The sequence below is a fragment of the Blastococcus sp. TF02A-35 genome (genome assembly GCF_004571075.1).
Classification (GTDB): Bacteria; Actinomycetota; Actinomycetes; order Mycobacteriales; family Geodermatophilaceae; genus Blastococcus.
Genome location: NZ_SPQP01000005.1, coordinates 10,810 through 31,735 on the forward strand (window position 1 = coordinate 10,810; position 20,926 = coordinate 31,735).

A 20,926-nucleotide genomic window follows, 5' to 3' on the forward strand; every position below is an offset into this window, starting at 1 on the left:
GTCCCGCCGCGGTACCACCCCCTCCTCGGCCTGCCGATGAGGGAAGGGTGAGTCAGCGTCCGTCGTCAGCGCCCGGAGCGGGCCGGTGAAGGGGCTCGGCAAGGCCGCCGTCCCGATCGGCGTCGTCGCCATCGTCCTCATGCTGGTCGTGCCGATGCCGGCCGCCCTGATGGACATGCTGATCGGCCTGAACCTGGCCATCGCGCTGCTGGTCCTGCTCGTCGCGATGCAGATCAAGCGGCCGCTGGACTTCGCGGTGTTCCCCTCGCTGCTGCTCATCGCCACGCTGTTCCGGCTGGCCCTGAACGTCTCCTCGACCCGGCTGGTGCTCACCGACGGCTACGCCGGCAAGGTGATCGAGGCCTTCGGGCACATCGTCATCGGCGGCTCGCTGATCGTCGGCATGGTCATCTTCCTGATCCTGACCATCGTGCAGTTCGTGGTCATCACCAACGGTGCGGGGCGCGTGGCCGAGGTCGGCGCCCGCTTCACCCTCGACGCCATGCCCGGCAAGCAGATGGCGATCGACGCCGACCTGAACGCCGGCCTGATCAACGAGGCGCAGGCCCGCAAGCGCCGGCACGAGGTCACCGCCGAGGCCGACTTCTACGGCTCGATGGACGGTGCGTCGAAGTTCGTGAAGGGCGACGCCATCGCCGGCATCGTCGTCACGCTGGTCAACCTCATCGGTGGCTTCGCGATCGGCGTCATGCAGCGCGGGATGGCTCCCGCCGAGGCGGTCTCGACCTTCTCGCTGCTGACCGTCGGCGACGGCCTGGTCTCGATGATCCCCGCCCTGCTGATGTCCACGGCGACCGGCATCATCGTGACCCGGTCGGCCACCGAGGGCGACATGGGCACCGACCTGCTCGACCAGCTGGGCCGGTTCAAGCAGCCGGTCCGCATCGCCGGCGGCGCCGCCCTCGCCCTGTGCCTGATCCCGGGCCTGCCGAAGCTGCCCTTCCTCGTCGTGGGCCTGCTGTTCCTCCTCATGGCCTCCCGCATGAGCGACCCGGTGGAGGTCGACGAGGAGGCGGAGGCCGCGGCGGCCGCCCTGGACAACGAGCCGTCCCCGGACTCCCCGGAGGCCATCGCCCAGAAGATGCGGGTCGACCCCCTGGAGCTCGAGGTCGCCTTCGACCTCGTCGAGCTCGTCGACGCCTCCCGCGGCGGCGACCTGCTGGACCGCGTCAAGGCGCTGCGCCGGAAGGTCGCCATGGAGACCGGCCTGGTGATCCCGCTGGTCCGGACCCGCGACAACCTCGACCTCCCGTCCTCCCAGTACGTCATCTGGCTCAACGGCGTCCCCGTGGCCAAGGGCAGCTCCCCGTCGGGCACCGTCCTGGCCATCGGCGACGCGCTCGACGGCCTGCCCGGCCGGCCGACCCGCGAGCCGGTGTTCGGCCTGGCGGCCAAGTGGGTGCCGGCCGAGCTCCAGCGGGCCGCGGAGATGGCCGGCGCGACCGTCGTCGACCGCTCCTCGGTGATCACCACGCACCTGGCCGAGGTCGTCCGGCAGAACGCCGCGGACCTGCTCGGGCGGGAGGACGTGCGCCTCCTCGTGGAGATGGTGCGCCGCACCCACCCGGTCGTCGTGGAGGAGCTCACCCCGGCCCTGCTCACCCTGGGAGAGGTGCAACGCGTGTTGCACGCGTTGCTCGCCGAGGGTGTGTCGATCCGGGACCTGGTCCGCATCTTCGAGGCACTCTCTGTGCGTGCGAAGCAGTCGACCGAACTCGACGGTCTCGTCGAGGCGGCCCGGTCGGCGCTCGGCTCGGCGATCAGCCAGCCCTACGTCACCCCGGACGAGCGGCTGCACGTCTTCACCCTCGAGCCGGGCTTCGAGCAGCGGCTCCTGGAGGCCGTCCGCCAGACCGACATGGGTGCGGTCCTGGCCCTCGACGCCGGCGCCGTGGACGCCCTCGTCCACGGGTGCAGCGGCCTCCTCGAGGACGCCGAGCGCGCCGGGTTCTCACCGGTCCTCGTGTGCTCGCCGCAGGTCCGCGCGGCCCTGTCGCGCCTGATGCGCCAGATTCTTCCCCGGCTGCCCGTCATCTCCTACGCGGAGGTGTCCCGGACAGCGCAGATCGAGTCGCTGGGAGTGGTGAGCGGTGCCGTTGCGATCCGTTGAGGCCGCCACGCGCGACGACGCGATCGCCGCGGCGCGGGAGCAGTTCGGTCCCCACGCGCGCGTGGTGGGCGTCCGCCGCGTGCGCTCCGGCGGCGTGCTCGGCTTCTTCGCCACCGAGCGGTACGTGGCCGAGGTCGCCGACCAGTTCGCCCGCCCGGGCGTGCCCACGCCCTCCGCCGGGCCGGCCCCCGCCGCCCCGGTGAGCTCCTTCGAGTCCCCGCTCGCGTCCGCCGCGCCGGCGCGCGCGCGTGCCACCGCCCCGGCCCGCAACGGTGCCGCGGCCTGGGCCGCCGAGGCCGCCCGCTCCGGCGACGCACACCGGGGACCGGTGACCGGCGCCCGCGCCGCGGCACCCGCGCCGTCCACCCCGGCCGGCCCCACCCCGGCGTCCTCCACCCCGGCGTCCTCCACCACGGCAGGCTCCGCCTCACTGGCGGAGGACGAGCGGCTCGACGAGCTCGCCGGCCTGCTCGGCGGCCTGCCGTCGGCCACGCCGCGGTCGACGGCTGCGCCGCGCGCCGCGTTCACCCCCGCACCGTCGGCGCCCTCCTCGCCCGCCCGGCCGGCCGGCTCCTCGGCCGCGCCCAAGGCCTCCTTCTCCTCCTCCCGTCCGGCGCCCGCCGCGGCGTTCCCGGACGTCGCGGCACCTGCCGGGACCGCCCGTGCGACGTTCCCGCGCGCGACCGCGACCAAGGCGACCCGGCCGGCCGCGACGCCTGCGCCGAGCGAGGAGGAGACCCCGGTCCTCCTCTCCCCCTTCGCCGCGGCCCTCGAGGCCTCCGGTGCGCCGTCGCCGTTCACCGCCGCGCTGGCCCGCATGGTGGCCGGGGACCGCGACGTCGAGCAGGCGGTCGCCCAGGCCATGGAGGAGCCGGCCCTCCCGGACCTCGCGCCGCCGGTCGGGAAGCCGGCCCGCGCCGCGAAGGAGCCGGCCGCACCGGCCCGGCAGCAGGACCCGGTCCAGGTCCCGGACACCCCGGCGCCCCGGCCCTCCCTGGCCGCGGCCATCCGTTCAGCAGACTCGTCGAAGCGGTCCAAGGCCGTGCACCAGGAGGAGACCACCGTGGGAGAACAGGTCGTCACGGCGCCCTCCACCAGCACCCCCGCCACCGCCCCCGTCCGGGCGGCCGAGGACGAGGCACCGGCCCCGGCCGTGTCCACCCGCGAGGAGGAGATCGCCGAGGCCCTCCGCGCCGCCCTGGCCCAGGGGCACTCGGACGAGGCCCTCGCCGGGATCCTGCGCAAGATGCTCGCGGGCGACTCCCCGAAGGAGGCGCTGGCCGAGCCCACCGCGGCTCCCGCTGTGCCCGCCCCCGCGGTCGCGGAGCCCGTCGTCGAGCCGGTCCCCGCCGTCATGGAGGCCACCGTCGTGGAGGCCGCCGTCGAGCCGGTCCCCGCCGTCGCGGGGCCCGTGGCCGAGCCGGTCGCCGAGGCCGTCGCCGAGCCGGTCGTCGAGGCCGCCGTGGAGCCGGCCGCGGAGACCGCGCAGACCGCGCAGACCGTCGAGGCCCCCCGTCCCACCGTCGAGCCCGCCCTCACCTGGGACCTCGGGACGTCGGCGAACTACTCGCTGTTCGGCCTGCCCGCCCCGACCTCGGGCAGCAGCGGCCTGGGCTGGGACGTCCCCGCCCCGGCTGCGACCTGCACGCCGCTGTGGGGCGAGCCGGTCCCCGAGCCGTCGCCGGCCCCGGCCGTCAGCGACGCCCCCATCTGGGCCGAGGTCGTCCGCCGGGACCCCGCGCCGTCGACCGGCGCCGGCACCGAGCCGGCCGCCGTCGAGGAGCCGGCCGCCGCCGAGGCGGAGGACCTCTTCCAGGAGCCGGCCGCCGCCGAGGAGACCACCCCGGCCACCGTCGAGGCCACCGCCACCGAGGAGGTCGCCACCGAGGACGCCGCCGTCGAGGCGGAGGCGGCCGAGGCTGCCGCGCCGGCCGACGGGGCCGAGCTCACCGGTGCCGACGAGCTCGCCCCGCTCCTCGCGCGCACGGCCAGCGACCCGGCACCGATGACGATGTCGATGGACGCCACGACCGTCATGCCCCGGGTCTCCCTGCTCCCCGGCCTCGCCGGGTCGCGTGGCCGCGGGCTGCCGCCGGTCCCGCCGTCCTCCAGCCGCCCCGCCGTGCCCCCGGCCCGGCCCCGGCCCGAGCGGCCGGCGGCCCCGAGCCAGGACGAGGCGACCGACCGCGACGCCGACCGCGCGCCGGCGAGGACCCGCGAGACCGCTGCTCCCCGGGCCCTGGCGACGGTCACCCGCCTGCCGGTGGCCCCGCTCATGGCCGGCCCGGACCTGCCCGACATGCCCGAGCTGGACGAGCCCGAGGACGCTGCGGAGACGACCCGCGCGGTGTCCGGGACCGTCTCCCGGCTGACCGCCCTCGGCGTGCCCGAGGCCCTGCTCGGCGAGGACTTCGACGACGCGGTCGCCGCCGACGGGACCTACGCCGCCCTCACCCGCGCCCTGGCCCGGAACCTGCCCCAGCTGCCGCAGGTGCCCTCCGGCGCCGGCGAGGTCCTGTTCGTGGTCGGCCCCGGCATGGAGACGCTGCGCGCCGCGCAGTCGCTCGCCGCGACCCTGCGCCTGGACCCCGACCGCGTGCAGTGGGCCACCCGCGGTGACCTGGCCGGTCTCGCCCCGCGGTCCAGCCGGGTGACGACGACCGACACCGCGGTCGAGCGGCACCAGGAGGCCACCGCGAGCGGCAGCCTGACCATCGTGGCCGTCGACGCCCCGCTGCGCAGCGACCCGTACTGGATGGCGCAGATGCTGGGGATCTGGTCCCCGGCCGCGGTCTGGGCGGTCGTCGAGGCCACCCGCAAGCCCGAGGACGTCGAGGTGTGGCTCGACGGCCTGGCCCGCGTGGACGCGCTCGTCGTGCAGGACACCGACCTCAGCGCCGACCCGGCGGCCGTGCTGCGGCGGCTGACCACGCCCGTGGCCCTCCTCGACGGCGTCCGCGCCACCCCGCACCGCTGGGCCTCCCTGCTGTGCGAGCGCCTGGAGAGCCCGCAGGCATGAGCCCCTTCCGCTGGGACGTCCTCCTCGTCGGGTTCGTGCTGGCGCTGCCGGTGCTCGCGCTCGGCATGCGGGGGGACTTCACGACCGAGGAGATGGTGAGCCGGCTGCCGTGGTGCCTGCTCGCCGGCTGGGGCGCCGTCGCCCTGGTGCGGGCGGTGTTCACCCCGCCGAAGCCGGTGCCGCAGCCCAAGCGCCGTCCGGCTGCGCGCCCGGTCGACGTCGACGAGGACGAGGAGCGGGACGCCGCGTGAACGGGGCGTCCCGCTCCGGGGGCGCGCAGGACGCGCCCCCGGGGCAGGGCGTCGGCCTCAGAGCGGGAGGTCCTCCAGCATCTCGGTGACCAGCGCCGCGATCGGCGAGCGCTCGGACCGGGTGAGGGTCGTGTGCGCGAACAGCACGTGCCCCTTCAGCTTCTCGATGACGGCGGTGACGCCGTCGTGCCGGCCGACCCGGAGGTTGTCCCGCTGGGCGACGTCGTGGGTGAGGACGACCCGGGAGTTCGTCCCGAGCCGGGAGAGCACGGTCAGCAGCACGCCGCGCTCCAGGGACTGCGCCTCGTCGACGATCACGAACGAGTCGTGCAGCGACCGGCCGCGGATGTGGGTGAGCGGCAGCACCTCGATGAGGTCCCGCGCGGCGATCTCCTCCAGGACCTCCTTGGAGACCAGCGCCCCCAGGGTGTCGTAGACCGCCTGCGCCCAGGGCGACATCTTCTCGCCCTCGCCGCCGGGCAGGTACCCGAGCTCCTGCCCGCCGACGGCGTACAGCGGCCGGAAGATCACGACCTTCTTGTGCGCCCGGCGCTCCAGCACCGACTCCAGCCCCGCGCACAGCGCCAGCGCCGACTTGCCCGTGCCCGCGCGGCCGCCGAGGGAGACGATCCCGATCTCCGGGTCCAGCAGCAGGTCCAGGGCCACCCGCTGCTCCGCCGAGCGGCCGTGCAGCCCGAAGGCCTCCCGGTCGCCCCGGATCAGCCGCACCTGCTTGTCCGGGGTCACCCGGCCCAGCCCGGACCCACGGGAGGAGAGCAGCACCAGGCCGGTGTGCGTGGGCAGCTCCGCCGCGGCGGGCAGGAACACCTCACCGGCCTCGTAGAGGGCGTCGAGGTCGGCGTCGTCCACCGACAGCTCCGCCATGCCGGTCCAGCCGGCGTCGACGACGTCGTGCGCCCGGTACTCGTCGGTGTCCAGCCCCACCGCGGCCGCCTTGACCCGCAGCGGGACGTCCTTGGTGATCAGGCAGACGTCGCGCCCCTCGGCCCGCAGGTTGAGCGCGACGACCATGATCCGCGAGTCGTTGCTGTCGTTGCGGAAGCCGGCCGGGAGCACCGACGGGTCGCTGTGGTTGAGCTCGACGTGCAGCGTGCCGCCGGACTCGCCGACCGGGACCGGGGCGTCGAGCCGGCCGTGCGTGACGCGCAGGTCGTCGAGCATCCGCAGCGTCTGCCGGGCGAACCAGCCGAGCTCGGGGTGGTGGCGCTTGTCCTCCAGCTCACCGATGACGACGAGCGGCAGGACCACGTCGGCGTCGCCGAAGCGCAGCAGCGCCCGGGGGTCGGAGAGCAGGACCGAGGTGTCGAGGACGAACGTGCGGCGGGCAGTGGTCACGAGTCGGCTCCCGTGGGACGCGGCCTCGCGGCAGAGGCGCGCCCCGGTTCGAAGGTGGCCGGGCCCCGGCGCAGAGGCCGGGTACCGGCCCCCCCTGGTCGACGAACTCGTCAGCACCAACCGGGCCTCCCGTGGACGGCGAGGACAGCTCGTCGTCCACCGCGGACGTTAGGCCCGACCACCGACAACGGCGCCCCCACCGACCCGGTCGGAACCTGAAGTTCACCCAACGGGGTAACGGCCGTCACATCCGTCCCACGGGTGCTCGCCCGTCGCTCAGCTGGACTCGCGCCGGAAACGCCGGACGCCGAAGAACCAGCCGAGCACCGCCAGGAGCAGCGTCATCGCCACGCCCCACCAGGCGGTCGAGGTGCCGTAGCCGCCCTCGAAGAAGGCCCGCGCGCCCTCGACGACGTGCTTGAGCGGGTTGACGTCGCTCACCGCCTGGAGCCAGCCGGGGGCCAGCGACATCGGCAGCAGGATGCCCGAGAGCAGCAGCACCGGGAGGACGAAGGCGTTGAGCAGCGGCGCGAACGCATCCTCGCTCTTCAACGTGAGGGCCAGCGCGTAGGAGACCGACGCGAACGCCGCGCCGAGCAGCGCGATCACCACGAGGGTGAGCAGCACCCCGAGCACCGGCGCGCGCAGCCCCAGCGGGATGGACACCAGCACCAGGAGCGTGCCCTGCACGAGCAGGACGACGACGTCGCGCAGCACCCGGCCCAGCAGCAGGGCGGTCCGGCTGGCCGGGGTGACCCGCTGGCTCTCGATGACGCCCGCCCGGTACTCCGCGATCAGGCCGAACCCCACGAACAGCGCCCCGAAGATGCCCAGCTGCACGAGAATGCCGGGCACGAAGGTCTGGTAGGCGTTCCCCGACCCCAGCTGGCCGGACAACGGCTCGAGCAGCGGCCCGAACAGCAGGATGTAGAGGATCGGCTGCATCAGGCTGATGACCAGCCAGGCGGGGTTGCGCAGCGACAGGCGCATGGCGCGGGCGAAGACGATGCCGGTGTCGCGCAGCAGGGTGCTCATCGGGCGGCCACCTCCGGGGCCGGTGCGGGCGCCGGGGCACCCGCCTCGCGCAGGGACCGGCCGGTCAGGCCGAGGAAGACGTCGTCGAGGCTGGGCCGGCGGCTCTCGATCCCGCTGACCGCGACCCCCGACCGGTCGAGCGCGCGGACCAGCTCCACCAGCGCCGTGCCACCGTGCGGCACGCGCGCCACCACCCGGTCGTCGAGCACCTGCGGGGGCTCGGCACCCGGCAGCTGCGCGGCCAGGCGGGCCACCTCCGCGACCTGCCCCCGGTCGGCGGTCACCGTGACGACGTCGCCGCCGACCTGGGACTTCAGCGCGTCCGGCGTGCCCGCGGCCACGATCGACCCGTGGTCGATGACCAGGATCCGGTCGCAGAGCGCATCGGCCTCGTCCAGGTAGTGCGTGGTCAGGAAGACGGTGGTGCCGCGGTCGGCGCGCAGCGCCCGGATGTGCTGCCAGAGGTTCGCCCGGGCCTGCGGGTCCAGGCCGGTGGTCGGCTCGTCGAGGAAGACCAGCCCGGGCTGGTGGATCAGGCCCATGGCGATGTCCAGCCGCCGGCGCTGGCCCCCGGACATGGCCTTGGGCTGGCGCTCCCACAGACCGTCGAGGTCCAGCTCGGCGAACAGCCGCTGCCCGCGCTCGGTCGCGTCGGCCCGGGTCATCCCGTAGAGCCGGGCGTGGTCGACGACCTCCTCCCCCGCGCGTGCCTCCGGCGCGGTGGAGCCGCTCTGCGACACGTAGCCGATCCGCCGGCGCACGCCGACCGGGTCGGTCCGCAGGTCGCACCCGGCCACGGTCGCCTCGCCGGCCGAGGGCTCCAGCAGCGTGGTGAGCATCCGCAGCGTCGTCGTCTTGCCCGCGCCGTTGGGGCCGAGGAAGCCGACGATCTCGCCGGCCTCGACGTCGAGGTCGACGCCGACGACGGCGTGCACCTCCTGCTTGCGCTTGCGGAAGGTGCGGGCCAGGCCGCGGGCGGAGATCACGGACGACAGCATCGTGCAGCCCACCGACGACCCGCCAGCGGTTTCCCGGGGCGCGTCAGGACGCGCCGCTCACCACCGGCCGTCGTCCTCGTACGGGTCCTGCCGGCGGCGCAGCGCCGGGCGCTCCACGGTATCGGTGCGCATGCCGGGCGGGAGCGCCGGCGGGTCGTCGTCGTACCCGTCGTACCGCTCGTCGTACCGGTCGTCGTAGCGCTCGTCGGCGGGGTGCCGGTCGTCCTCGGCCCAGCCGTCGTCCACCGGCCGCTGCCGTCGGGGCGGGCGCTCGCGCTCGACGACCGCCATCCGCGAGCGGCGGCGCGGGCGCAGGGCGACCAGCGCCCAGACCGCGGGCACGAGCAGCACCGGCCACTGCACGGCCGGGTCGCCGAACCGGAGCATCCCGAGCACCAGCAGGACCGCCAGCCAGGCGGCGCTCCACAGACCGAGGAACCGCGCCTGGGCGGGTGACCGGCGGGACACGGCTCAGGCGGCCCGGAGCTCGGCGGCGACGCGGCCGGGCGTGAGCGGCTCGTCGAGCAGCCGGAGGAACCGGTCGGCCACCGGCTGCTCGGCCGGCCGCGCGTCGAGCCAGCGCGAGAGCAGGGCGAAGCCCTCCACGTAGGTGGAGGTGTAGGCCCGCCACAGCGGGTCGGTCAGGAACCGGATCTGCTGGCGGGCGCGCTCGGGGCTGACCAGCGACCAGCGCTGCAGGAAGGCGCTGACCTCGTCGGCGTCCGCGCCGCGGTCGTGCAGCAGCACGGCGGCGTCCTGGCGGACCCGGTTCAGCGGGCCCGCGGCGGCCGCGATGCGCTCGGCGAGGTGGCCGTCGAAGCGCAGCCCCAGGTCGCCGAGGATCTCCGCCGCCCACGGTCCCCAGCCCGGGCCGACGGCGGCCTGCACGCCGAGGTCGGCCAGCCCTTCGGCCATGAGGCACTCGGGGGTGTTGACGAGGAAGACCGTGTGCTCGAGGCGCCCGGTGCGCTCGACCAGCCCGCGCTCCTTGCGGCAGTGCTCGGTGTGGTGGCCGGGGTAGGACTCGTGGGCGACCAGGTGCGCCAGCTGGGAGAGGCGGTGCGGCAGGTCGGCGTTGATCGCCACGCGCGAGCGGAACCCGCCCTCGTAGTAGTTGAAGCCCGACCAGGGCTTGTCGGTGACCACCTCGTACCGGACGGTCTCGACCTCGGGCAGCCCGTACTGGCCGCGGACCCGGTCGCGCAGCGCGCTGGAGAGGGCGTGCACCGCCGTCTCCAGCCGGTCCGGCGGGCACTCCTCGCGACGGCGGTGCGCGGCGTACCGCTCGGCGAGGGTGCCGTCGCCCGGCAGCAGCGCGTCCAGCTCCGCGTGCGCCGCGGCGTAGGCGGACTCGTCGCCCAGCTCGACGTCGACCTGGAAGTAGCTGCGGACCTCCTCGACGAACCCGACCGGCTCGCCGCTCATCTTCCGGGCGCTGCACTCCAGGCCGGTCAGCTGGCCGCGCAGGAAGTCCGCCCGGTCCTCCGGCAGCCCCGCTGCGCCGAGCTCGCCGAGCAGCTCCCGGGCCCGGTCGCGCAGCTGCTGCGGGGTGGGCGCGGGCTCGTCCCGCACCTGCGCGCGGATGCGCGGGTCACCGGTGTAGGCGTCGACGAAGCCGGGCTCCAGCCGGTCGAAACGCAGCCCCAGGCGCACGTACTCGAGGGCGATGTCGAGGGCTCCGGCGGTCATGGACGCAGTTTCGCAGCCGCGCCTACTCGCCGAACCGGCGGTGCCGGGCGGCGTAGTCGCGCAGCGCGCGCAGGAAGTCGACGCGGCGGAAGTCCGGCCAGTAGACGTCGGTGAAGTAGAACTCCGCGTGCGCGGTCTGCCACAGCAGGAAGCCCGACAGCCGCTGCTCCCCGCTGGTCCGGATGATCAGGTCGGGGTCGGGCTGGCCCTTGGTGTAGAGGTGCTCGGCGATGTGGTCGACGTCGAGGACCTCGACCAGCTCGTCGAGCGTCGTCCCGCGCTCGGCGTGCTCGGCCAGCAGCGACCGCACGGCGTCGGCGATCTCCCGGCGCCCGCCGTAGCCCACGGCCAGGTTGACGGTGGCGCCCGGACGGTCGCGGGTGACGTCCTCGGCCCGCTTGAGGACGGCGACGGTCTCGGCCGGCAGCAGCTCCAGGGCGCCGACGGCGCGCAGCCGCCACCGGCGGCCGGCCCCGGAGAGGTCGGCGACGACGCCCTCGATGATGCGCAGCAGCGGCACCAGCTCCGGCTGGGGGCGGGACAGGTTGTCGGTGGACAGCATGAAGATCGTGACCACCTCGACCCCGGCCTCGTCGCACCAGTCGAGGAAGTCGGCGATCATGCCGGCGCCGCGGCGATGGCCCTCGCTGACGTCCTCCAGGCCCATGTCCCGGGCCCACCGCCTGTTGCCGTCGATGATCACGCCGACGTGCCGCGGGACCTGCGCGCCCACGAGCGCCCGGGCCAGCCGCCGCTCGTACACCTGGATCAGCGCGTCCCGTACCCGCTGACGCACCCCCACGGGCCCACCCTAGTGACCCGCGGCGGTCCCGCTCGCCACGCGCGGGCCGGCGGCGAGCCTCGTGGCGGGGCCGTGCAGGTCACAGCCGCTTCCGGGTGACGGCGAACCTACGCCTCCGTAACCTCGCCTCATGAGCGTCTCCCCGAACGATCGCGACACGGTCCGGGTGGAGGCTGACGGTTCCGAGCTCGAGGCTCCCGCGCAGGAGGCGGTCGAGACCGTCGTCGCCGAGGGCGAGCAGGTCGAGCGGGCCTGGGACGCCTCGGACTTCGCTGACAAGGACTGGACCCATCCCGACACCCGTCCCCGGGCCCGCGGCTGGATCCACCTGGTCTCGTTCTTCGGCGCCATCGTCGCCGGCGCGGTGCTGATCCCGCTGGCCGCGGTCCAGGGCGCCCGGGCCGGCTGGTCGGTGTCGGTCTACTGCCTGACGATCTGCGGCCTCTTCGGCATCAGCGCGCTGTACCACCGGCGGCGCTGGTCACCCCGCGGCTGGCGGATCATGAAGCGCCTCGACCACTCGATGATCTTCCTCTTCATCGCCGGCACCTACACGCCGTTCGCGCTGCTGGCGGTCGACCAGCCCACCGGCTTCATCGTGCTGGCCGCCGTCTGGGCCGGCGCCCTGGCCGGCGTGACGCTGAAGATGACCTGGCCGACGGCGCCGCGGTGGGTCGGCGTCCCGCTCTACATCGGCCTGGGCTGGGTGGCGGTGTTCGTCCTCACCGACATCCTGCACATCGCGGGCGTGACCTCGATGGTGCTGCTCGCCGTCGGTGGCGTGCTCTACACCCTCGGCGGCATCGCCTACGGCCTCAAGCGGCCCAACCCGTGGCCGGGCACCTTCGGCTACCACGAGGTGTTCCACGCGATGACGGTCGTGGCGGCGATCTGCCACTACATCGCCGTCTACTTCGCCGTCTTCAACTCGCCGTTCGTCTAGCCGAACGGGGGCCGGTCGTCCAGCCTCACCGAGGCCCTGCCGGCCAGCCGCCAGAGCCGGCCGGTGAGGTCGCGGTCCTCGTCGGTGACCAGGTTCCCCATCACCCGCAGGGCCACGGTCATCAGCGGGCGCGAGCGCATGCCGACCGGCCCGGCCGCCGGCAGGAAGCGCGGGACGGTGAGCAGACCGGCCAGCCGGCGGGCGATCGAGAACGCCTCGCCGTAGTGCCGGCGCAGGGTGGCCGGCCACGCCGCCGTCCAGTCGTCCTCGCCGAGCATCCCGGCCAGCGTGCGGCCGGTCTCCATGCCGTAGTCGATGCCCTCGCCGTTGAGCGGGTTCACGCAGCCGGCGGCGTCCCCGACCAGGGCCCAGTTGCGCCCGGCGACGCCGGAGACCGCACCTCCCATGGGCAGCAGCGCCGAGGCGACGTCGCGCACCTTCCCGTCCAGCTGCCACTCCTCGCGGCGGCTCTCCGCGTAGAACTCCAGCAGCGACTTCAGCTGCACGCCCGCCGGCCGGCGGGAGGTCGCCAGCGTGCCGACGCCAAGGTTCACCTCGCCGGCCTCGCGGCCCAGCGGGAACACCCAGCCGTAGCCGGACAGCAGCTCGCCCTCGGTGCCGCGCAGCTCCAGGTGCGAGCTGATCCACTCGTCGTCGCTGCGCCCCGAGCGCACGTAGCTCCGGGCGGCGACCCCGTACGCGGTGTCCCGGTGCCAGGTCCGCCCGAGCACCCGCCCCAGCGGCGAGCGGACGCCGTCGGCGACGACGAGACGGCGGCACGCGACGGTCACCCGGCTGTCGTCCTCGAGCTCGAAGACGACGCCGGTGACCCGGTCGCCGTCCCGCTCCACGTCGACCGCCCGCGCACCCTCCCAGGGGAGGGCGCCGGCCTCGACGGCCACCTGGCGGATGCGGGCGTCGAGCTCGGTGCGCGGCACGGCGCTGCCGTGGTCGGGGAACTCGCCACCCGGCCAGGGCAGCTCCCACTGCCGGCCGAACCCGGCGGCCCGCAGGCCCCGGTTGCGCGCCTTCGACCGCGCCCAGTCGCCCAGCCCGAGCAGGTCCAGCTCGGCGATGGCGCGCGGGGTCAGGCCGTCGCCGCAGGTCTTGTCCCGCGGGAACACCGCCGCGTCGGCGAGGACGACGTCGTGCCCGGCACGGGCAGCCCACGCGGCGGCCGAGGACCCGGCCGGCCCGGCACCGACCACGAGGACGTCGGTCGAGCTCGGCACGGCTGCGGCGGTCACCGTCCCAGTGTCCCTGGTGGCGACGACGGACCGAGCACCTGATCAGCCGAACAGGGGGAAGGCGCCGGCCCGCTCCCCCAGCTCGGCGCGGTCGGCCCCGGTGAGCGTCTCCCGGCCGGTGCCGCGGCGGGCGGCCGTGGCGTCGTCCCAGGTGGCGGGGAGCGGCCCCCCGGCCAGCCCTTCCAGCACGCGGCGGACCTCCGCCAGCGGCCCGGCCGACGGGCCCGGCCGGTCGAGGTGGGCGACCAGGTCCAGGTGGTGGACGGCGGCCTCGACGGTGAGCGTGGAGAGCAGCGCGTCCACCGTCATCGCCAGGTCCTGCGTGCGCACCAGCTCACCGGCCGGCACCCGGGAGGCCGCCACGAGCACCGCGGCGGTGGTCCCGGCGTACTCCTCGACCAGGTCGGCGAAGGCGATCCCGACGGCAGCCACCGCACGGGTCCGGACCAGCGCCTCGTCGTCGCCGGGCCCCGGCGGGCTCCACCCGCGCCAGTACGTGACGGCGTCCCGGTCGGCCGGCCCACGGGCAGGGGTGTTCAGGCCGACGACGGCGCGGCGGGCGTCACCGAGCAGGTGGAACGCGAGGTCGTGGACGGCCCACCCGCGGCAGCCGGTCGGCGCCCACGGGTCGCCGGACGCGGCGCTCCCGTACAGGGCCGCGGACAGGTCGCCGTAGGCGGTGCGGAGCAGTTCCAGCGGCGCGGCCACCGGGGCAGCCTGGCACACCGGCGCCCCGGCTCAGCCCCGCGCGGTGGTGCCCTGCCCGCCCTCGTCGTCGCGGTCCCGCGGCGCCTCGATCGCCAGCGGCGCCCGCCGCAGCGTGTCGAGCAGCTCCTGGCCCGGCTCCGGCCGCGGCCGGTCCAGCTCGGAGATGTCGTCGGGGACCTCGATCCGCGGCTCCTGGTCGGCCGGGTCGAAGCTCCGCGGCAGCTTCTTGAGGTGGCCGCTCATCGACCGCACCAGCAGGGCGGAGGCGATGAGCAGCAGCACGAGCAGCAGGAGCCCGAACGGCCCGGCCTTGCCGACGTCCTCGGGCGCCTGCTCGGCCGCCGCCAGGACCAGGACGGCGGTGCTCATCGGACGGTCACCTCGCTGCGGATGCCGGCGAACAGGTCGTCTTCGGGGAGGGTCGTGTCCACCAGGGAGCGGGCCAGCTCGTAGTCCTCGGTCGGCCAGACCTCCTGCTGGGTCTCCACCGGGCAGGCGAACCAGCGGCCGAGGGGGTCGATCTGCGTGGCGTGCGCGATGAGCGCCGCGTCGCGCACCGGGAAGTACTCGGCGCACGGGACCCGGGTGGTCACGCGGTGGGAGATGTCGTGGGCCGGGTCCCAGTTGGCCAGCCACTCGGCGTAGGGCGACTCGGCACCGGTCGCCAGGATCGCCTCGTGCAGCGCCTTCGTCCGGGGCAGCGTGAAGCTCATGTGGTAGTAGAGCTTGCTCGGCTGCCAGGGCTCGCCGAGCTCCGGGTAGCGGTCGGGGTCACCGGCGGCCTCGAAGGCGTGCACCGAGATGTCGTGGGTCTTGATGTGGTCCGGGTGCGGGTAGCCCCCGCGCTCGTCGTAGGTGGTGATCACCTGGGGCTTGAAGCGCCGGATCAGGGCGACCAGCGGCGCGGCGGCCTCCTCGACCGGCACCAGGGCGAAGCACCCCTCCGGGAGCGGGGGCAGCGGGTCGCCCTCGGGCAGGCCGGAGTCGACGAAGCCCAGGAACTCCTGCTCGATCCCGAGGATCTCGCGGGCCCGGTCCATCTCCTCCACGCGGATCTGGGGCAGCCGCTCCCAGACCTCGGGGCGGTCCATGGCCGGGTTCAGCACCGAGCCCCGCTCGCCGCCGGTGGCCGTCGCCACCATGACGCGAACGCCCTCGGCCACGTACTTCGCCATCGTGGCGGCGCCCTTGCTCGACTCGTCGTCCGGGTGTGCGTGCACGGCGAGCAGGCGCAGCTGGTCGGGTTGGGTCACCGCAACAGTGTCCCTCGCCCGGCGGCAGGGATGACGGAAGGCCGGCCAGGTGTGGCCCACACCTCGCCCGAGGTCCACCCGGACGGGCGGCTCGTGGGCCCGGTCACGTCCCGGTACGTTACGGTTCCGGTTCGCTCGCAGCGCGTCGCACCGGTGCACGGCCCCGATCCGCAGTGTTAGCTTGGCCGGATTGACCTACGGCCTCCGCACCCGGGGGGCCACCCACGAGTTCCAGGAGTTCTCCCGCGTGTCCACCCCCACTGACGAGCAGGACCAGGGCATCTGGCTGACCCAGGAGGCCCACGACCGGCTGAAGGCCGAGCTCGACCAGCTGGTGGCGAACCGACCGGCCATGGCCGCCGAGATCAACGCCCGCCGCGAGGAGGGCGACCTCAAGGAGAACGGCGGCTACCACGCCGCCAAGGAGGAGCAGGGCAAGCAGGAGGGCCGCATCCGCCAGCTCACCGACCTGCTCCGCAAGGCCCACGTGGGCGAGCCGCCGACCAAGGTCACCCACGCGGCGACCGGGACCGTGATCACCATCCGGTTCGACGGCGACGACGACACCGAGAAGTTCCTGCTCGGCTCCCGCGAGATCGCCGGCACCACCGACCTCACCGTCTACTCCCCCGAGTCGGCGCTGGGCGCGGCGATCATGGGCGCGAAGCCCGGCCAGAAGGTCACCTACCAGACGCCGAACGGCCGGGACATCACCGTCGAGGTCGTCGGCATCGAGCCGTTCGTCCCCTGACCGCTCGGTGAGCGCACCGCGCGCCCGCTCCCGGCGGGCGGAGAACACCGGCTTCCCGTGCGTGCACTGCGCCGCACCGGTGCCGGCGAACACCGACGGGCACTACCGCAACCACTGCCCGTACTGCCTGTGGTCGCTGCACGTGGACGAGCTGCCCGGGGACCGGGCCAGCGGGTGCCGGCAGCCCATGGAGCCGGTCGGCCTGGTGGAGAAGTCGGGCAAGGGCTGGCAGGTGGTCCACCGCTGCACGGCCTGCGGCCACCGCCAGCCCAACCGGCTGGTCCGCGACGGGGCGGCCCCCGACGACCTGGACCTGGTGCTCTCGCTCCCCTGGCTCTGAGGGGTCAGGCCCGGGTGGCGGGCGCCGGCGGGGAACGGCGCAGCGAGGCGACGACGGAGCCGGCGGCCGCCGCGAGGGCCGGGACGAGCCAGCCGCTGCCGGCGAAGGCGCTGCCCTGCCCGCCCGTGCGGTCGGCCCACTCCATGTGGTCGACAGCGGCGACGACCCACGCGGCCACGAACGTCAGCGCGGCGACGTAGGACGCGGCGGCCAGCAGCGGACGGCGGCGTCCCACCGCCAGCACGACCGGCGGCAGGAGCACCACCGCGATCGCGCTCGCCGGCACGAGCACCGCCACGAGGCCGAGCAGGACGTCCATGCCCGGCATCGTGGCGGACCGCAGCCCTTCCCGGCATCACCCGGTACGGGGTGTCCCCCGGCGGGTCACGCGGCCGGCGCCAGCCCGCGGCGGCGGAGCAGCGGGCCCGGGTCGGCGTCGCGTCCCCGGACGGCCCGGAAGGCGGCCAGCGGGTCGACCGAGCCACCGACGGCGAGCAGCCGTTCCCGGAAGGCGTCCCCGTTCTCCCGGCGCAGGCCGCCGTTCTCGCGGAACCACTCGACGGTGTCGGCGTCGAGCACCTCCGACCAGATGTAGGAGTAGTAGCCGGCCGAGTAGCCCCCGGCGAAGATGTGCTGGAAGTACGTCGTCCGGTAGCGCGGCGGCACCAGCTCCGAGGACACCCCCGCACGGCGCAGCGCCTCGGCCTCGAACTCCACCGGGTCACCGACCTCGGTGTCCGGCGTGATGCGGTGCCAGGCCTGGTCCAGCAGGGTCGCGGCCAGGTACTCCAGCGTCCCGAAGCCCTCACCCCACAGCTGCGCGGCGTCGATGGCCTCGACCACCGACTGCGGCAGCGGCTCGCCGGTCTCCACGTGCCGGGCGTAGTGCGTGAGCACCTCAGGCCACAGCGCCCACATCTCGTTGACCTGGCTGGGGAACTCGACGAAGTCCCGCGGCACGCTGGTCCCGGAGAACCGCGGGTAGGTGACCGCGGAGCTGAGGCCGTGCAGCGCGTGCCCGAACTCGTGGAACAGCGTGTTGACCTCGTCGAGGGTGAGCAGCGTCGGACGGCCCTCGGGGGCCCGCGTGACGTTCAGGTTGTTCACGACGACCGGCGCGGTGCCCAGCAGCCCCGACTGGCGGACGAAGGAGCTCATCCACGCCCCGCCGCGCTTGCCCTCGCGGGCGAAGAAGTCGCCCAGGTAGAGACCCACCTGCGCGCCGTCGGCGTCGGTGACCTCCCAGACCCGGACGTCGGGGTGGTAGCCGGCCAGGTCCGGTCGGGGCGTGAAGCGGAGGCCGTAGAGCAGCTCGGCGGCGTGGAAGACGCCGTCGACCAGCACGCGGTCCAGCTCGAAGTACGGGCGCAGCGCCGTGGTGTCGACGGCGTACCGCTCGGCCCGCACCCGCTCGCTGTAGTACGCCCAGTCCCAGGCGGCGAGCTCGACGCCGTCGCGCGCGGCCGCCTCGCGCAGCACCGCGGCCTCGGCCTCCGCGTTGGCCACCGAGGCCGGGACCATCGAGCCGAGCATGCGGTCGACCGCCTCGGTGGTGGCCGCCGTCTGGTCGGCGAGCACGAGGTCGGCGTGGGTGCCGAAGCCCAGCAGCCGCGCGCGCTCGGCGCGGGCCCGGGCGATCCGCTCGGCCACCGGCCGGTTGTCGTGCTCGCCGGCCGAGGCCCGGCCCACCGACGCCTCGAACACCCGGCGGCGCAGCTCCCGGTCGCGCAGCTTCGCCAGCAGCGGCTGCCCGGTGGGCAGGACGAGGGTGAGCAGGAAGCCCTCGAGACCGCGGTCGGCGGCGGCGCGCTGCGCGGCGGCCACCTCCTCCTCGCTCAGCCCGTCCAGCTCCGCTGCGTCCGTGACGCGGACGGCGGCGGCCTCGGTGGCCAGCTGCAGGTTCTGCCCGAAGGTCGTCGAGAGCTCCGACAGCTCCTGGTTCAGCTCGCTGAGCCGGGCGCGGCCCGCGTCGTCCAGCCGGGCGCCGGCCAGGACGAAGTCCAGGTGGTAGCGCTCGACCAGCCGGAGCTGCTCGGCGTCGAGGCCCGCGGTGCCGCGGGCGGCGTGCACGGCGTCGACGCGCGCGAACAGCTCCGGGTCCAGCCGCAGCGCGTCGTCGTGGGCGGCGGCGAGCGGGGCGATCTCCCGCTCGATCTCGCGCAGCCTCGGCGTGGCCACCGACGAGGACAGGTTCCCGAACACCGACCAGGCCCGGTCGAGCAGGGCCCCGGACCGCTCCAGCGCCACGATGGTGTTCTCGAAGCCGGGCGGCTCCGCCGACCCCACGATCCCGGCGACCTCCCGGCGCTGCTCGGCCATACCGGCCAGCAGCGCCTCACGGCAGTGCTCGAGGGTGATGCCGGCGAACGGCGGGAGCCGGAACGGCAGCTCCGAGACCCGGGCCAGGGGGTTGTCGGCGGAGAGGGCGGGAGTGGGGTCGGCGCTCATCGAACGCCAGTCTCCACCCCGCCCCCTCCGCTGCGCAGCGGTGCCGGTGTCAGCGGCTCGCGGCGCTGCCGAAGCGGCGGACCGACAGGGGCACGAACACCGCCAGGATGACCCCGACCCAGATGAGCGTGTAGAGCACCGGGTTCTGCAGCGACCACACCTCGGGGGTCGGCGCGAGCGGCGAGGTGTTGCCGAACACGTCCCGGGCCGCCTGCACCACGGCCGAGACCGGGTTCCACTCCGCGAACGTGCGCAGCACCGACGGGAGGGACTCCAGCGGGACGAACGTGTTGGCCAGGAACGTCAGCGGGAAGATCACCATGAAGCTGGCGTTGTTCACCACCTCCGGGACGCGGACCAGCAGGCCCACCAGCGCCATGAACCAGGAGATGGCGTAGGCGAACAGCAGCAGCACCGCGAAGCCGGCGATCGCCTCGGGCACCGAGGAGTGGATCCGCCAGCCGACGACCAGGCCGGTCAGCGCCATCACCGCGATGGAGATGGCGTTGAGCCCGAGGTCGGCAACGGTGCGCCCCACCAGGACCGCCGAGCGGGCCATGGGGAGGGACCGGAAACGGTCGATGAGGCCCTTCTGCAGGTCCTCGGCGATGCTGGCGCCGGTCGTCGTCGAGCCGAGGACGATCGTCTGGGCGAAGATCCCGGGCAGCAGGAACTCCGCGTAGGAGACGCCCGGTGGCAGGCCACCGATCGCGCCGCCGAACACGTAGCGGAACAGCAGCACGAACATGATCGGCGACAGCGTGGCGAACACGATCAGGTCCGGCACCCGCTTGACCTTGATCAGGTTCCGCTTGGTGATGACGACGCTGTCGGACAACGTCGCGGCCAGGCTGCTCATCGGGCACCTCCGGTCGTGGCCGGCTCGGCCGTCGGGTCGTCGGCGGCGACCTCCTCGGCCGCACGGCCGGTGAGGGCGAGGAACACGTCGTCCAGGTCGGGCCGGCGCAGCCCGACGTCGACGATCTGCGCGGTGCCGCCGTCCAGCCGGCGCAGCGCCTCGACCAGCACCTCGGCACCGCCGCTGACCGGGAGCGAGAGCCGCCGGCCCTGGTCGCCGACGTTCGGCTCGTCCACCGCGAGGGGCCGCAGGCGCTCCACCATGCCGGGCAGGACCGCGGCGTCGGTGACGGTGAGCTCCAGCCGCTGCCCGCCGACCTGCGCCTTGAGCTCGTCGGCGGTGCCCCGGGCGATCACCCGGCCGCGGTCGATGACGACCATGCGGTCGGCGAGCCGGTCGGCCTCCTCCAGGTACTGCGTGGTCAGCAGGATCGTCGTCCCGCCGTCGGCCAGCTCGGCGATGAACTCCCACATGGCCAGCCGGCTGCGCGGGTCCAGGCCGGTCGTCGGCTCGTCGAGGAAGAGCACCCGCGGCCGGTTGATCAGCGATGCGGCGATGTCCAGCCGGCGGCGCATGCCGCCGGAGTAGGTCTTGGCCGGCCGGTTCGCGGCATCGGTGAGGTCGAACCGCTCCAGCAGCTCGCCGGCCCGCCGCCGGGACTCGGCCTTCCCGAGCCGGTACAGCCGCCCGACCATCTCCAGGTTCTCGTAGCCGGTGAGGTACTCGTCGACGGCGGCGTACTGGCCGGTGAGCCCGATGGCCGCCCGCACCTGGTCCGCGCCCCGGCCCACGTCCAGGCCGAGCACCTCCACCCGGCCGGCGTCCGGCGCCAGCAGCGTCGCCAGCGTGCGCACCACCGTCGTCTTGCCCGCGCCGTTCGGCCCGAGGAGCCCGAGCACCGAGCCCTCGGCCACCGTCAGGTCCACCCCGTCGAGAGCGGTGGTGGCGCCGTAGCGCTTGACCAGCCCCTCGACCACGATCGCGTCGGTCATGCCGCGGACGCTAGGCCCGCCCACCGACAGTTCCCCAGCCGATTTCCCAGTCGCGTGCACGCGCACGTCCTCCGTCCCTTCCCGCGAGCGCGGGACACGGACTC

At 74.7% G+C, this 20,926-nt stretch carries 20 protein-coding genes; 6 read left to right on the forward strand and 14 right to left on the reverse strand.

All coding sequences use genetic code 11. From position 1 onward, the window contains the following. The first annotated feature begins 85 nt into the window (after positions 1-85). The 3 genes from flhA to E4P43_RS03400 are packed head-to-tail and all read left to right on the forward strand — an operon-like array spanning position 86 to position 5,401. A complete protein-coding gene (flhA, locus tag E4P43_RS03390; RefSeq protein ID WP_135144028.1) occupies positions 86-2,131 on the forward strand; it encodes a flagellar biosynthesis protein FlhA in 2,046 nt (681 codons plus the stop codon). After that, positions 2,118-5,150, forward strand: coding sequence for a hypothetical protein (locus E4P43_RS19765; protein ID WP_167759048.1), 3,033 nt, complete (start codon positions 2,118-2,120; stop codon positions 5,148-5,150). The genes flhA and E4P43_RS19765 overlap by 14 nt, the downstream gene beginning before the upstream one ends. After that, complete coding sequence (locus tag E4P43_RS03400) at positions 5,147-5,401, forward strand: hypothetical protein (RefSeq protein WP_209313701.1); 255 nt, start codon at positions 5,147-5,149, stop codon at positions 5,399-5,401. Before E4P43_RS19765 ends, E4P43_RS03400 begins: the two co-directional genes overlap by 4 nt. A 57-nt stretch (positions 5,402-5,458) precedes the next feature. Here the strand turns inward: E4P43_RS03400 and E4P43_RS03405 are convergent, their stop codons facing one another. The 6 genes from E4P43_RS03405 to E4P43_RS03430 all read right to left on the reverse strand — a co-directional run bounded on the left by E4P43_RS03405 (position 5,459) and on the right by E4P43_RS03430 (position 11,281). Then, entirely contained in the window at positions 5,459-6,757 is a 1,299-nt protein-coding gene (locus E4P43_RS03405) for a PhoH family protein (protein ID WP_135144029.1), read from the reverse strand. Positions 6,758-7,033: 276 nt separating this feature from the next. Continuing rightward, positions 7,034-7,792 carry an ABC transporter permease gene (locus tag E4P43_RS03410; protein WP_135144030.1) on the reverse strand — a complete coding sequence of 253 codons (759 nt, stop codon included), beginning with the start codon at positions 7,790-7,792 and terminating at the stop codon, positions 7,034-7,036. Further along, positions 7,789-8,778 (reverse strand): ATP-binding cassette domain-containing protein, encoded by a 990-nt coding sequence (locus tag E4P43_RS03415; RefSeq protein ID WP_135144031.1) that lies wholly within the window; start codon positions 8,776-8,778, stop codon positions 7,789-7,791. The genes E4P43_RS03410 and E4P43_RS03415 overlap by 4 nt, the downstream gene beginning before the upstream one ends. A 69-nt stretch (positions 8,779-8,847) precedes the next feature. Further along, positions 8,848-9,258, reverse strand: coding sequence for a hypothetical protein (locus E4P43_RS03420; RefSeq protein ID WP_135144032.1), 411 nt, complete (start codon positions 9,256-9,258; stop codon positions 8,848-8,850). A 3-nt stretch (positions 9,259-9,261) separates the two neighbouring features. Continuing rightward, positions 9,262-10,479, reverse strand: coding sequence for a DUF885 domain-containing protein (locus E4P43_RS03425; RefSeq protein ID WP_135144033.1), 1,218 nt, complete (start codon positions 10,477-10,479; stop codon positions 9,262-9,264). Between the two features lie 22 nt (positions 10,480-10,501). Next, the gene (locus tag E4P43_RS03430; protein WP_135144034.1) at positions 10,502-11,281 is read right to left on the reverse strand and encodes an isoprenyl transferase; all 780 of its coding nucleotides are present in this window, start codon (positions 11,279-11,281) and stop codon (positions 10,502-10,504) included. A 130-nt stretch (positions 11,282-11,411) separates the two neighbouring features. Between E4P43_RS03430 and E4P43_RS03435 the strand changes: the two genes are divergently transcribed. Continuing rightward, on the forward strand, positions 11,412-12,224 hold the full coding sequence (locus E4P43_RS03435; RefSeq protein ID WP_135144035.1) for a hemolysin III family protein: 813 nt from the start codon (positions 11,412-11,414) through the stop codon (positions 12,222-12,224). Here E4P43_RS03435 and E4P43_RS03440 read toward each other — a convergent pair. From E4P43_RS03440 to mca, 4 genes are read right to left on the reverse strand one after another with little or no spacing between them, the layout of a single operon-like run. Beyond that, entirely contained in the window at positions 12,221-13,471 is a 1,251-nt protein-coding gene (locus E4P43_RS03440) for a geranylgeranyl reductase family protein (RefSeq protein ID WP_135144036.1), read from the reverse strand. The two genes, E4P43_RS03435 and E4P43_RS03440, sit on opposite strands and share 4 nt — an antisense overlap. Before the next feature lie 42 nt (positions 13,472-13,513). Beyond that, positions 13,514-14,179: a maleylpyruvate isomerase N-terminal domain-containing protein gene (locus E4P43_RS03445; RefSeq protein WP_167759049.1), complete on the reverse strand. Its 666-nt coding sequence runs from the start codon at positions 14,177-14,179 to the stop codon at positions 13,514-13,516. A 30-nt stretch (positions 14,180-14,209) separates the two neighbouring features. Next, complete coding sequence (locus tag E4P43_RS03450; protein ID WP_135144038.1) at positions 14,210-14,548, reverse strand: hypothetical protein; 339 nt, start codon at positions 14,546-14,548, stop codon at positions 14,210-14,212. Then, positions 14,545-15,432 carry a mycothiol conjugate amidase Mca gene (gene mca / locus E4P43_RS03455; protein ID WP_135144039.1) on the reverse strand — a complete coding sequence of 296 codons (888 nt, stop codon included), beginning with the start codon at positions 15,430-15,432 and terminating at the stop codon, positions 14,545-14,547. The genes E4P43_RS03450 and mca overlap by 4 nt, the downstream gene beginning before the upstream one ends. Positions 15,433-15,622: 190 nt before the next feature. On the opposite strand from mca, the gene greA reads away from it, so the two are divergent. Both greA and E4P43_RS03465 read left to right on the forward strand, forming a co-directional pair. Further along, complete coding sequence (gene greA, locus E4P43_RS03460; RefSeq protein WP_245158918.1) at positions 15,623-16,183, forward strand: transcription elongation factor GreA; 561 nt, start codon at positions 15,623-15,625, stop codon at positions 16,181-16,183. A gap of 7 nt (positions 16,184-16,190) precedes the next feature. Continuing rightward, a complete protein-coding gene (locus E4P43_RS03465; protein WP_167759050.1) occupies positions 16,191-16,523 on the forward strand; it encodes an RNHCP domain-containing protein in 333 nt (110 codons plus the stop codon). 4 nt (positions 16,524-16,527) lie between these two features. Here the strand turns inward: E4P43_RS03465 and E4P43_RS03470 are convergent, their stop codons facing one another. The 4 genes from E4P43_RS03470 to E4P43_RS03485 form a co-directional block, all read right to left on the reverse strand. After that, positions 16,528-16,842 carry a hypothetical protein gene (locus E4P43_RS03470; RefSeq protein WP_135144041.1) on the reverse strand — a complete coding sequence of 105 codons (315 nt, stop codon included), beginning with the start codon at positions 16,840-16,842 and terminating at the stop codon, positions 16,528-16,530. Positions 16,843-16,907: 65 nt separating this feature from the next. Next, positions 16,908-18,971 (reverse strand): M3 family metallopeptidase, encoded by a 2,064-nt coding sequence (locus E4P43_RS03475; RefSeq protein ID WP_135144042.1) that lies wholly within the window; start codon positions 18,969-18,971, stop codon positions 16,908-16,910. A gap of 49 nt (positions 18,972-19,020) precedes the next feature. Next, complete coding sequence (locus tag E4P43_RS03480; protein ID WP_135144043.1) at positions 19,021-19,830, reverse strand: ABC transporter permease; 810 nt, start codon at positions 19,828-19,830, stop codon at positions 19,021-19,023. Then, positions 19,827-20,822 carry an ATP-binding cassette domain-containing protein gene (locus E4P43_RS03485; protein WP_135144044.1) on the reverse strand — a complete coding sequence of 332 codons (996 nt, stop codon included), beginning with the start codon at positions 20,820-20,822 and terminating at the stop codon, positions 19,827-19,829. The genes E4P43_RS03480 and E4P43_RS03485 overlap by 4 nt, the downstream gene beginning before the upstream one ends. Positions 20,823-20,926 lie beyond the last annotated feature (104 nt).